4 protein-coding genes are annotated in these 14,290 nt (G+C 35.9%); 1 reads left to right on the top strand and 3 read right to left on the bottom strand.

The genetic code is table 11. The features are described 5' to 3' along the window. The first annotated feature begins 29 nt into the window (after nt 1-29). Complete coding sequence (locus BC008_RS17510; RefSeq protein ID WP_027842940.1) at nt 30-2,810, top strand: CHAT domain-containing protein; 2,781 nt, start codon at nt 30-32, stop codon at nt 2,808-2,810. 129 nt (nt 2,811-2,939) lie between these two features. Here BC008_RS17510 and BC008_RS17505 read toward each other — a convergent pair whose 3' ends face one another. The 3 genes from BC008_RS17505 to BC008_RS17495 form a co-directional block, all read right to left on the bottom strand. Further along, nucleotides 2,940-3,791 carry a DUF928 domain-containing protein gene (locus BC008_RS17505; protein ID WP_058183727.1) on the bottom strand — a complete coding sequence of 284 codons (852 nt, stop codon included), beginning with the start codon at nt 3,789-3,791 and terminating at the stop codon, nt 2,940-2,942. Between the two features lie 172 nt (nt 3,792-3,963). Next, on the bottom strand, nt 3,964-6,504 hold the full coding sequence (locus BC008_RS17500; RefSeq protein WP_058183726.1) for a CHASE2 domain-containing protein: 2,541 nt from the start codon (nt 6,502-6,504) through the stop codon (nt 3,964-3,966). 1,249 nt (nt 6,505-7,753) lie between these two features. Next, nucleotides 7,754-13,963, bottom strand: a complete 6,210-nt coding sequence (locus tag BC008_RS17495; protein ID WP_027842941.1) for an AAA family ATPase — start codon at nt 13,961-13,963, stop codon at nt 7,754-7,756. Nucleotides 13,964-14,290: the final 327 nt, after the last annotated feature.

Raw genomic sequence — 14,290 nt, 5'->3', positions numbered from 1 at the left:
AATATGGTTCGTAGTTGCGCTTCAGCGCTATGGTTAGAACCTGGACTTTTAGATTAAAAGCTTTTCTGTTAGTTTTATTGGGATTATTTTTTAGTTTGGGTATCGACATGATACCTGCAAATTCCCAAATAACTTCTTCCTCCGAACATACAAACCTCGTACAACAAACAGAATTAACAGCAAACCCAGAACAATTACTGCAACAGGGAAAAAATTTCTATCAGTCAGGAAAATTTCCCCTCGCTGCAAAATTATTAACGCAAGCAGCAAATATCTATCAATCCCAAGGAGATATTTTAAATCAAGTTTTGGCGTTGAACTATCTTTCCTTAACCCAGCAAAAACAGGGAAATTCAACCCAAGCAACTGAGATTGTGAAAAATAGCTTTAACTTGCTCAATGGTTTAAAGCTTAATTCCGATCCCGCAAAAAAGATTAAATTAGCTTTGACTGCTTTGACTCTTAATACCCAAGGAAATCTGCAATTAAATCAGGGAAATGCAGAAGAAGCGATTGAATCTTGGAAACAAGCCGCTAAAATCTACGGTGAAGTTAATGATGAAGTCGGTAAGATTAGGAGCCAAATCAACGAAATAGCAGCATTACAAAGCTTAGGTTTTTATCGACGATCGCAAAAAATATTCGACCAAATCCAACAAAATTTACATAAAAAACAAAACAAACCTGAAATTCAAATTGCAGGTTTGCGTAGTTTAGGTGATGTTAAACGTGCAAATGGAGATTTAGAGGACTCCCAAGAACTATTAGAACAAAGTTTGGGAGTAGCTCGAAAATTAGGATCCCCCGAACAAGAAAGCGCAACTTTATTGAGTTTAGGTAATACAGAATTCTTTCTTGGAAGAAGGAGTCAGTTGAGAAATACTGTAAATGGAGATAACCCTTCGCCCTTTAATTGTGGCGGAATTACCAAAAAGCCTCAAACTAAAAACTCTAAAGCTATAAATTATTATCGAAAGTCAGCTAAGTCTTACCAAAAAAGTGCCAGTAAATCAACTTCAAAACTCAGCGAAGTACAGGCAAAATTAAATTATTTGAGGGCTTTACTAGAGCTACAGCAACAACCAAAAGCAGAAGAATTGCGATCGCTACAAACAGAAGTTGATAGTTTAAACCCCAGCCCAAGTGCAGTTTACGCTAAGGTGAATTTTGCCCAAAGCCTAGTATGTTTTGCAGAGCAAGAAAACCCCAACCAGGAAAATACTCAGCCAGATCTGGAAAATATTGCTCGATTGCTAACAAAAGCAATGAAACAAGCCAAGGAACTTGGAGATGCTCGTTCTATATCCTACGCTTTAGGGAATATCGCTCGAGTATATGAATACAATAAACAATGGGAAATTGCCCGTGAATATACAGAATCAGCCCTTAGTTTTGCTCAGAGTATCAATGCGTCAGATATTAAATATCAGTGGGAATGGCAATTAGGAAGGATACTTTTGAAGCAAGGAGATTCACAGGGAGCGATCAAAGCTTATACCCTAGCGATAGAATCCCTCCAATCCTTACGCAGCGATTTAATAGCCCTGAATCTGGATACTCAGTTTGATTTTCGGGATGAGGTAGAACCGGTATATCGACAGCTAGTAAGCTTACTTTTACAACCTTCTACATCTTCAAAAGATATTAGTTCGGTCAAAGAAATCAGTCAAAAAAACTTAAAGCAAGCCCGCGACGTCATTGAAGCATTGCAATTAGCTCAAATTGATAACTTTTTTCAGGATGCTTGTTCCATTGCTGAACCGAAAAGAATTGATCAAATCGTAGATAATGGGAAAATCCCCACAGCAGTCATCTACCCGATTATTTTGCCCGATCGCATCGAAATAATTGTTAAATTATCCCGTGTTAAAGAACTTCGCCATTACACAACCAACCAACCACAAACAGAGGTCGAATATACCCTGAATTTACTGCGTCAAAAATTACAACAACGCTATACCTTTCGCGATCGCGAGCAAATTTCCCAAGAAGTATACAACTGGTTAATCGAACCAATAGAAAAAGACTTACAAAAAAATCAGATTAAAAATTTAGTATTTGTCTTGGATGGTTTATTGCGTAATATCCCCATGGCGGCTTTGTATGATGGAGAACACTATCTCATAGAAAAATATAGCCTTGCTTTAGCCCCTGGTTTGCAATTGGTAGCACCTTCCCAGGAAAACAAAAAACTTCAAGCTTTAACCGGTGGAATTACAGAACCCCATCAAGGTTTTCGTGCTTTACCTCATGTCGCTAAAGAATTAGAGAAAATCCAATCTAAAATTCCCTCACAAAAACTTCTTAACGATTCATTTACCAATAAAAGCATCGAAAAACAGGTTACTTCTGTTTCCTATCCCATTTTTCATCTTGCAACCCATGGTAAATTCAGTTCCCAAGTTGAAGATACCTTTATTCTTACTTGGGATGGGAAAATTGATGCTAAAGAATTAAAAGAAGTGCTGCAAACTAGAGAGGAATCACAAGGAAAAAGATTTCGTAAACTTAATCCAATTGAACTGCTCGTCCTCAGTGCTTGTGAGACAGCAACGGGAGATAAACGAGCAGCTTTGGGGCTAGCGGGAATTGCAGTACGTTCGGGAGCACGTAGTACAGTTGCTTCCCTATGGCGAGTTGACGATGAATCGACCTCTATACTGATGGGAGAATTTTACCGGCAATTAGCCAAAAATCCAAACATCAGCAAAGCAGAAGCTTTAAGTGAAGCCCAAAAATTAGTTTTTCTAGAGCATAGGAAACACCCATATTTTTGGGCTCCATATGTTTTGGTAGGAAATTGGTTTTGACAGTTATCAGTTATCAGTTAACAGTTAACAGTTACCAGTTATCAGTTAACAGTTAACAGTTATCAGTTAACTGTTAACAGTTACCAATTAATCCTTACTCATTACTCATTACTTCTTACTTTTTACTTGTTACTTATTCCTAGTAATGTGTTTCGCATTGCTACAACAATCTTGAATTGGTTCATTAGCAATCTCATCTAAGTCAACAGATTGTAATAAATCTTTCCAATAATTCAATATTGGGGTATCCTGTGGTTTATTACGACGAAGTTTAGCTAAAATCGTGATCGCATCTTGCCAAATACCTTCTCGAGCATAAATTTTTGCTTTTTGCTGTGGTGTAGCACCTTCCAATTCTTGTTTTAAATCTGGTTGTAGGGAGATCCTTTTAACAAAACCCTCAATAGCTATATCCTCAGAAATACTTTGGGGATTGCAATCTACTAAAAAATACCAATGATAATACTTTCCGACTTCTAAAGGTTTTGCACTTTTGGAAAGCTCAATACCAATAGTCCCCGGTTTTTGAGGTACATCAACCCGAATTGGTTCTTTTATCATAGGATTATCATCTTCATCCAACAGCATGAACTTTAGAGAGTTGATTTGATTAGATGTATAAGGAACATAAAACCAAAAAGTTGGATATTCTAAAGTAGTTAATCCCAAAGCCGATTTTGAAGATGGATCTGCAATTTCTTTGGGAACTGGAACTGGTTTTTTACCGATCTGCATCAATGGTGCTAAAGCTGTAAAATCGAGTTTAGTTGCAGGACATTCTTCACTACGAGTCCCTGCTCCTTTGCGGTCTTTTGGTGCGCCTCTATTTGCTGGTTTTTTGTTTAAAGTTGGTTCAATAAAACGGATTTTGCTGCTATTTGATTGATTAGAATATGCTGGCGTTCGCGTGAGATTAATAATTGTCACAGCGAGCAAGCAAGGAAGCAGCATCTGTAAAAAAGAAAGTCTAGTTTTAGTCATTAGGGATTACACAATGCAATAAAGAAAGTGCAATAAAAAAGTACAATAAATTAATTGCAATAAAGAAAGTGCAACAAAAATTAATTGCAATAAAGAAAGTGCAATAAAAATTAATTGCAATAAAAATAGGGTCAACTGAACTTCTTGTGATGCTTACAAATCAATTTTTATATCAATAGCGTACAGGTTGATGGGCGCAACCTAATAGGGTCTTTTGAACGGAAAATTCAGTGTATGTGTTGACTAGAAGGGCAGTAATTAACAAAGATAATACTGAAGGCACAATTGGTATCCAACCACCTTGTAGCAATAGAAGAAAACAAACTAAAAACTGAGTTAAAAGTGCATTACCGATAAAAATAGATTTTTGTAATTGGGAGCCGTTATATAAAGCGATCGCCCCTCCCAACAAAGACCAAAAACAGATCCATAAAACCTCTCCCACTCCAGACCAGACCCACAACAACGAGCGTCCATCCAAAACAGCACTAAGAATTTGACTCACCATATGAGCGTGAATCATAACTCCAGAGAATTCTCCATGGGGTGTTAAAAAAGTATCTCTAACGCTTTCCGCTTCAACCCCAATCAGAACTATGCTGTTTTTAACCCAATCAGAATTGAAATCTCCCTCTAATGCTTGTGCGAGGGTAATTTGTCGACCAACCGTTGGTGAAACCCGATAATTTAGTAATACTTGATGACCTGCTGCATCAAATTTTTGGTAACCACCGGTAGGAACATCAATGGGTTCAAAGACAACATCACCAAATTGAAAATAACCTTTGTTGTTAAATTGAAGGTTAATACCCTGACTTTCCAAATATTTTTTTGCCAATTGTAGGCTGAAGGAATATTGAGTTTTACAAGAAGAATCAGGTTCTGGAGTAAGAGAAATTAACTGACGACGAACAACAAAATCACTATCTTCAACAACATCACTAAAGCCTATGCGTTGTTTGGGAATTTCTGGAGGAGATGCAATCCCGGGTGATTGCTGGGTTTGACCGCTAGCTTTACAAATTGCAAAGAAGTTGTCATTATTTCTCAAGCTATTTGCTAGATTAGGGTATTCTTTTTCTACGGGAAAATCACGATAAATATCTAAACCAATTGCTTTTGGTTGATGTGGTTCTAATTTTTTCAATAATTGTTGCAATACTGGATCTGATAGGGAAGATTTTTGTCTTTCCCGTTGATTTTGAATATCTGCTTCCGTGAGTGTGATCGCTAGAATGCGTTTATCCGGAGCTTCTGCGGGTTTCATCCGCGTCATGGAATCAAAAGCTGACAATTCCCATTTTTGCATCAATCCTAGGGTTCGGATTCCTGTCAGACAAGCAGTTACCATAACACCGATAGTTAATGCTGTTTGTAGGTTTACCCGATTAAATTTAGAGAAAATATCGCGTTTTTTACTACCACGTAATTCTTCCCAAGTCGGGGTTATTTCCGCCGGATTTTGGCAAATTACTGGTAACCAAGAAGCTCCGGGAAAATTATCCTCTAAACCTTGTAATTGTAAGCGTGCATAGCGCACTGCTAAATGTAGCGACTCCCCTGCTGCAAATGACGTCAAAAAATTTTTCAAAAACTCATGGGCGATAATATCTGGTACATTCTCCCGCATGACAATAGTCTGGGGAATATTCAGATCGCCTAATTCTTTTGCTAAACCCAAACCATCACAGGAATTAAAAATAGCCAGTTTCAAACCCCTAGCGATCGCATACTTGAGAGCATTTTTTAGTTCAGAAACTGTTAAACAGTTTTTCCGGTTGATATGTATTTTTCCCGTATCTTCTTTACTGTGGCTATGTCCAGCAAAAAAGAGAATGTCCCATCCCTGTTTATCCCAGAGCCATTTATCTAACTCTCGACGTGAAGGTTCTACCAAAAACTTCATTGATGCATCAGGTAATTGCTCCAACAAAATTCGGTCTTGTTGAACATCAATTCCTTGACTATTACCCAAAATAGCTAATATTCTTACCTTTTTGACATTTTTTTGGGAATTTTTTTGAACTTGCTCGTAATTAAGTCTGCTTAAACCCACCTCTGCTTTTTGATAATCCTCAAAGAAATCCCACAAATGCCAGGGAAGTCGTCGTATAGTATAGTCATTACTCTCAACAATGACCTGAAAATCTTCGTCTAAAGATAATCGCGATCTTAAATTTCGATCAATAGGGCGAAATGAAGTGGAGCTTAGCCAAGTGTTAATTTGTTCGCATAACAAATCACAAACTTCATTAAAGTCTGACTCACTAACATTTGTTAAACCCTCTGTATCTATTTCTAAATCTTCTGATTCTAAGTCTTCTGATTCTAAATCTTCTGATTCTAAATCTTCTGATTCTAAATCTTCTGATTCTAAATCTTCTAATTCCGTATTATCTAATTCAATAACCTTGGAATTAGATACAATCTCAGCCTCAACATCCAGTTTAATATTATTTGCAAATTCAGTGCTGGTTTCAAGTTTAGATTTTTTAACTAATGTTAAGGGAGCACGTTTTCTCAAAGATAGATAAAGTGCGCTATATATTGATTTAAAGCGTTTATATAGTTCGTAAATTTCTGGCGCTGAGGGTAAACCGCCATGGAATTGTGTTGGGCGAGAATTATTAGTCTCCCAAAGCTGAACTGTAACTCTTGGAAATCCTTGATTTAAGCTACCTTCCCCCAGATTAATAACAACTAACTTAGTCATTGCTAATTCTGCTCTTACTTGGTGTTAATTGATAGCATTTGATAGACGTTAAATTAGTTTTGATTGGTATAAAAGTAAGCCCCCTATTTATCACTACATATTTCAGTTTTATTTCATACTTGCAAATGTTAGTTCAATAGTGAATATAAACTTTAGTATCAAAAAACACCAAAACTAAATAAAATTTTCTACATGTAAATGTTGGGCTACAAAATATTGTTCAAGAATTTAGATGCCATTTGAGACCTTATCTATGAAATTTGCGCAGCTAGATAATCCTAGTTATCATAATTAAATGGTATGGAATCAAACAAACTTAGAATTTCACAGTTATCTTTACCCTATTCTGTACTTCAATCACTTACAAAAAATACACGTATATATATATTGCATAAAATAATATAGGGCAGTAATAAGCATGGAGAACACTTAAAATGCTAGACAAATTCAAATGTAAAATATTTTCAGTTCTCCACTAATTTAATTCATACAATAAAAAGCTTACCCTTACGGAGTCAACTATATTTTATGGTGTTTCGAGTACATTTTTGTGTATGTAATAAGTGACGGTTCCCATTTTTCTCAGGGTTTTTAGCACTTACTGCAAACTTAAATTAAAACTTTCCTTTTAATACTTTTGCATAAAATCTTTTGCACTCCTTTCTAATAAAGATGTGGGTTTTATGTTTGATCCTGTAACTTAAGAATAAACACAGTCACCTGTGATGTGGCAGACTTGTTCACATAAAGCTTATTTGAATCAAATATTTGCAAGTTTTAATTAGAATTTAACTTTTATGTAGACAATCTTTAGCAATTAAATTTAATTCTTTTAATACAATAATTGATTCTTCCAAGATTTTGAACTCATAAAACTCATATAAATTTCATAAAATATTTGCTATGAAGATATGAGTTTTATTATGAGGTATGTATGAGTTTTTTTTGGCCTTCATACCCATACCCAAACATATTCTAAATATATTATCCCTTCAAAACCTTATCTACTATTGCTTCTATGCATTTGCAAGGATTACTTTCATGCATGCAGAAATATCACTTTAGATTCGAAGTTTTGTAGCGAAAAATGATTTAAGTTATACAAATATAACAATAAAAGCCAGGAACCACCATAATTACTAGAATATTTTTCTGTAATTTCTCATTTCCTGCTCTTTACAATCCATAATTCTTAAAATACAGATTCTTAAACTCCTTAATACCTTATCACAATCAAGCAAAAACAAGGTTAAACAAAAATCGATCTATAAATTTTATTTTGAACTCTTAAAGTTCCTTGTTGCTTAACAACCAGACCCGACAAAAGCAATTCCCTTTCCTCTGAGCTATCAACCGCAGCAATCTCTCCTTTTTCCAGAATTTGTCGATAGATTTCTTGTAAATGCGCCGATTGTTCACTTTTAAGTAGTCGGTCGCGAATAGTTCTCAAATGTTCTGGTTCATCCTGTGACTCCCAATTCTCGATAATATTTGTCCGTACCAGATTTTCAATCCATTCTGCTTCTTGATTCGTAGGAATAGATGATGAAGAACTGCGGATGAGTTTACAGATTTTTTGGGTTAAAAAAGGTTGACCGTTTGTCCAAGACAACACCTCTTTGAGAACTGTTTGAGGATTGCTCACTTTCTCCGCTAAGCCTTGTAATAGTGGCTGGGCTTCATGTTCTTTAAATCCCTCTAACTGAATTGCTTGACCAATATTAAATGGGGTGGTTTGAATGTCACTCATTAAGTCGTTCGGTGTAGCAACCCCAAAAAAAGCAAATGTTAAGCATTTATATTCTTGATTTATACTACGCTGATTATAGCAGGATCTAATCAAAGCAAAAAAGTCATTAACAGGAAAATTCAGCCCTAAGACACAGTCAATTTCATCAATAAGAATAACTAGTTTTTTTGGCGAAGCATCATCTCGTTGAGTGACTTCGGTTAGTAATACTTCTTCAATAAATTGACCTAATCGCTGAACCGGAGAAACATCATTTCGTTCGTTCCACCAGTTTTTGAGTTTCACTTTCCTGAGTAAACCAAAACTTCGCCACAGTTCTACAGCGAATCCTTTGTACCATTGTTCGGGCGTAGTATTTTCACAACCGATGCGAGTTAAATCGATCGCCCCACATTTAAAACCCTCCTGTTGGAGTTGATGCATCATTCGCACCATCAAGCTTGATTTACCCATCTGTCGGGGATTGAGAATATAACAAAAGTCCCCACGCTTTAATGCTTTATATAAATAACGATCTGCAGCACGTACTACGTAAGTTGGAGCATCCATAGGTAAACTTCCCCCGACCTGATAATCAAAGTTTGAGGGTTGTTCAGCGTTTCTGAGTAACTCATTTTCAAACAGTAGTTCTGCTTGGGTTGCTTTGAGAACTTCGAGAATTTGTGATAATTCTTGGGTGCGTTCTGAGACTTTTTGTTCCAAAGTCCGGTTGGACTCAGCTAATTCATCTTTTGCTTGCTGCATAGCAGCATTCTTGAATTCCAGTTCGCGAGTAAACTGGATTCGCTCAGCTTCTGCTTGTTTTCGTTCTGTGATGTCAGTGAAAGCAGCGATCGCATAAACAATGTTCCCCTTTTCATCAAAAACTGGTTTTGCGGAAACTTCCAGAGGGATAACTTTATGTGGTAAATGAAGTTCTAAATCTTCTTTCTTAACAGTCTCCCCAGAAAGTGCTCGTGCAATTGGCAATTGCTGTGCGGGGTATAATTCTTTTGTTCCCGATTTATATACTTGGTAGGCTTCGGGTAATTCCTCAATATTGATTTTTGAAGAAGTATTACTTTGCTGTGCTAACTTGTCGGATATCTGATTGGAGTAGTAAATCTCACCTGTGGAATCACAAACAGATACGCCCACTGGCATAGCTTCCAAAAACTGATGAAGTCTATTTTGATTTTCCTGCAACTCTGTATAGAGTTTAGCATTAGTGATAGCGATCGCTGCTTGACTAGATAAAAGCTGGAGAATTTTCAACCGATCCTGGGTAAAAGCTCCCACGGTCAAATTATTTTCTAAATAGACAATTCCCCTCAGGTTTCCTTGGTCGAGTAGTGGAGTACATAAGAGAGATTTGGTTTGGTGAGATTTAATATAAGGGTCGTTAGTAAAATTGCCCTGATTAACTGCATCATTTTTGAGAACTGTTTCTCGCGTACGAGCAACATAATTAATAATTGATGTAGGTAAATAATTATCAATTGAAATTGACTTTAAAACAGTAACATCATCTTCATCAATAGAACCAGAGGCTTCAATGAAGAGTTTTCCTTCTGTTTCTAGTATTAGGTAACCAAACTGCGCCCCAGCATTTTCGATCAGAATTTTCATCAGGGTCGCCAATAGCTTATCTAAAACTATTTCGCTGGAAATCGCTTGGGATGCTTTCATGATCGTAGCAAAATCTAAGATTTCTCCCGAACGGGTTCCACTGGTGGTTTTGGTCATCGTTGTCAGCATATCTGCTATGGAAGTAGAAACCGAGGATTTTGCTAACAAGTGCGGATATTTAGCCTCTAAATCCTTAACTTTTGCTGTGGCTCCCCATAAAGAATAAAGGTAATATGCTTCATTGATATAGGTTTTAGCAATTTTTTCTTTGCCCCAATCCAGATAGAATTTTGCTGCTAGTTCGTTAGCTAAGGCTTCTTCATTTATGTATTCATTTTTTTCTGCTGCGGCGATCGCGCGATCATAGAAATCCATTGCATTAACATAGGAGTTTTGAACTCGATGTTTTTCTGCTTCTACTAAGTAAAATTTGTGCAGATAATTAGTCGGTGCGCTATCCGCCCATTTCTGCATTTTTTCTTGATTTACTGCAACTCTTGCTAAAATTTGCTGTTGTTGGGAGCTAGAATCTTGAGAATTAGAATCTTGAGAATTAGAATCTTGAGAACCAAAAACAAAACTATAAATAGCAAGTTGAGCTAGAGAATCATAAAAACGGAATAGGGGAATTAATAAAGTTGAAGTTGCTCCATCTAAATATTGTTGAGCATTTATAGCATTTTCAACAGCTTGCTGATACTCCCCAAACAGGTAGCAAAGGTGTAATTTATTCACGTATAAAGCAGCAAGTGCATAGCGATCGTTTGCTCTTAGATGGAGGGGAATCATCATTTGTTCGTGGTAAATTTCCCCAATCAAATCGCACGGATTGTCCGAGCGACCCATTAAATTTAAGACACCCTGACCGTATATTTTCAGATAGTTGAGGGTATTTTTTTGTTTAAGTTTACTAAAAGCTAATTCGTATGCTCCGACTTCTGATGATAATTCAGCAAGGTCTTTGCCAACAAAAGCTGAATGAAACAAATAAAGATAAGCACAGGTAGTTCCATAATATAAATCTCCTACCTCCAAACCAACATGATAAGCAGATTGAAGCGATGCTAACGAGTTTTTGAGAGGTTTTTTCCAGATACTGATTGATGTTATAAATACTGCAGTTATTCTAGGAATAAGTTCTTTGGCGTGAAATTTATCAGCGAGATTTACAGCCAGACATCCAAATTGATAGCCTTGCTCAAATTCCTCTAACAAACCACATAGAATTAGTCCATAATTAACATAAGCAAAAGCAGATAGAGAAGTATTCCCATATTCGACAGATAAATTAACCTGTTTATATACCAATAGCGGTAACATTTCAGGAGCAGCAATAAAAACAGAAGAAAATATAGAACTTGTTATCTTCATCGCCGCTAATTTTTCTGGGTCAGTCATTGGAGGTAAATTAATTAAATCCTCTATTTGCTTACCCGCTAAGCTTATTTGAGGTTTTCTTAGTTCCTGTTTAATATCTAGTAATTGAGGTGATTCAGGAAAAATACAATCTAATTTTTGTAAGATGGGAAGGGCAATTTGAATCGATTCTAATTCTTTATTTTGCGAATGATAAGCATCTATTTTAACTTCATAAACTTTGACTTTATCCAACAAGGTTTGAGATTTTTGCAGTACCAGTGAAGAAAAACTTTCCATTTCTTCAAAATTGCCACTTAAATAAGCAACTTCTACTATCTCTGAGTAAAGATTTAACGTGAATTTATAGTTCGTTTTCCAGCTATTTTCTGCTAATAAATTTTGACCTATTTTCAAATATTTTAACGCTGCTTCATAAGCGTTAGCAAATTTTGCTTTTTCTCCAGCCAACAAATTTAATTTAGCAATTTCATCTTTTTCCGATCTATCGATAATTAATTCGTAACCCAAATTTAGATGATCAACTATTTTAAATATTTTGTCTGATAAATCATCTGGTTGAGTATTTTCCCAAAGTAAACGACCAATTTTTAAATGAGTCAGCGGTTTTTCTGTTTCTTTGATTAGAGTATAAGCAGCTTGTTGGATGCGATCGTGCCCAAATTTATAATCTTGGATTAATAGCTCTTCATCTAATTCCGATAAAGTAATAATTAGACCCGTATTAATTGCTGGAGTTAAATCTTGAAAAAGTTCGGCAGTTGTTTTTTCACAGATAATTGAAATCATATTTAAATCAAATTCTGCACCAATACATGCAGCCAAACTTAAAATATCCTGAGTCGATATAGGCAATTTCTGCATTTTGCCGATCGTAAACTGCAGGAGATTATCTGTGCTTGCAATCCTTTTAATCTTTGTTAAATTCCATTGCCAATATCCTTGGGATTTTTTGACCTGAGTTCTATTGTTATGGAAATGCTTAAATACTAATAAATTATCAGAATATATAGTTTTAAGAAATTCACTCACAAAGAAAGGATTTCCATAGGTTTTTTGCCAAACTAATTCGGCGAGTGGATATACATCTTTTTCTGTACTGTTGAGTGTATCTGCAATTAACTGATTAACATGATTGAGTGCTAAAGACTTTAAAAATATTTGATTAACTATTGCTCCTTCTCGAAGTAAATTTTCCAGAGTAATACTTAACAAATGAGTCGGGCTAATCTCATTATCTCGATAAGACCAAATCGAGAATAAATATTTAATATCTACATCCAACATAATTGATTCTATTAACTTCATACTTGCAGAATCAGCCCACTGCAAATCATCAAGAAATAGAACTAAAGGATGTTCGGAAGAACAAAAAACGCGAATAAAATTTTTGAATGCTAAATTGAAGCGGTTTTGCTTTTCTGTTGCTCCTAATTCTGGTAATTTTGCTTGCTTACCAATAATTAACTCGACTTCAGGAATAACATCAATAATTACCTGACCATTTACTCCCAATGTAGTTAAAAGCTTTTTACGCCATCGATTCAGCCTTAATTTACTTTCACCCAATAATTGCTTTACTAAACTAGTAAAAGCATTAACAATTGCAGAGTAAGGTGTATTACGCTGAAACTGGTCGAACTTTCCAGATATAAAATATCCTCGTTTTTCGGTAATGGATTTATGGATTTCCTGAACGAGCGTTGTCTTACCCGTACCAGAATACCCACTCACTAACATGATTTCCGTTTGGGATGAATTTGATCGCGCTCCTGAAACTCTTTCAAAGGCTTCAAGCAATGTGGAAACTTCTTCTTCTCTACCGTATAGTTTTTGAGGAATTTGGAATTTATCTGCCAGATCTTGAGTTGCGATCGCAAAATCTTCTATCTGTCCCGTGGTTTCTAGCTGTCTCAAACACTCTTCTAAATCAGCTTTAATCCCATAGGTGCTGCGATATCGTTCCTCGGCTATTTTTGACATTAATTTCATTACCATCCGAGATAAAACCAGAGGAATATCGGGATTAACTTGATGAGGTGGTAAAGGTTGTTTTGCGAGATGACAGTGAACTAATTCCAAGGGATCACTAACATCAAAAGGCAATAATCCGGTAAGTAGTTCGTAAAATGTAACTCCAAGGGAATAGAAATCAGTACGATAATCTAAACTGCGATTCATCCGTCCTGTTTGTTCTGGGGAGATATAAGCCAAAGTTCCTTCAAGAACGTTGGGACTTTTCAGGCTAGGATTTTCCCTTCTAAGGATAGTAGCGATACCAAAATCAATAATTTTGATTTGCCTGGTTGTGGTGTTTAGGACAATATTGGCAGGATTGATATCTTTGTGAATAATGTTCGCTGCATGAATTTTACCTAAATTTTCAACTATCTGAATAGCAAGGGAGAAAAAATCTTCTAACGATAAAGGTTTTTCCTCAATCCATTTTCTCAGAGATATAGCTCCAAAATCTTCTAAAATAAGGATTAATGTTCTTTGATAAGGTTCTAAACCGTAGGCTTCTATCGCTCCATCAAAGTTAAGGCTACGGATAGTTTTATATTCTTGTTTGTAGCGGGTGAGTTCTTGCGCAGTGGGATATTCCTGCTTGAGTACCTTAAGGATTACAGAACGATTATCTGAAGAGCGAATCGCTTGATATACTTCTGAGTTAAAACTTTCGTAGATTTGGGTCAGAATTTGGTAGCCAGCCAGAGTCACCATGATAAGCCTGTTGAAATTTTAAGCTGATGAAAGTTTATTTCAGATAAATATTTATTTGAAATATTTCACAAAAATAATACTGCTCAGACCGAGCAGTTTAAATTCAGACAATAGAAGTTGTAATAATAAGTTTCATATTAATAAGATATGCAAAAATAAAATAGCTTTTTTCAAAAAATGTAAATATACTGCTGCACGCAAATCAAAATAGACTGCGTCTATATCTAGAATATTCTGGAACCTATAATTAGTAAACTTTTGACCCGCGCGTGGCACTGTAAAATGGTGGAAACTCTCCACAGCAGAGGCTAAGTCAAGAGAAAGCCT

The organism is Mastigocoleus testarum BC008 (genome assembly GCF_001456025.1).
GTDB lineage: Bacteria > Cyanobacteriota > Cyanobacteriia > Cyanobacteriales > Nostocaceae > Mastigocoleus > Mastigocoleus testarum.
This window is presented reverse-complemented; position numbering and strand designations above follow the sequence as displayed.

Bases quoted from the DNA above. Each gene is read 5' to 3' on its own strand.
- BC008_RS17510 (WP_027842940.1), top strand. From the start codon at position 30: ATGGTTAGAACCTGGACTTTTAGATTAAAAGCTTTTCTGTTAGTTTTA.
- BC008_RS17505 (WP_058183727.1), bottom strand. From the start codon at position 3,791: ATGACTAAAACTAGACTTTCTTTTTTACAGATGCTGCTTCCTTGCTTG.
- BC008_RS17500 (WP_058183726.1), bottom strand. From the start codon at position 6,504: ATGACTAAGTTAGTTGTTATTAATCTGGGGGAAGGTAGCTTAAATCAA.
- BC008_RS17495 (WP_027842941.1), bottom strand. From the start codon at position 13,963: ATGGTGACTCTGGCTGGCTACCAAATTCTGACCCAAATCTACGAAAGT.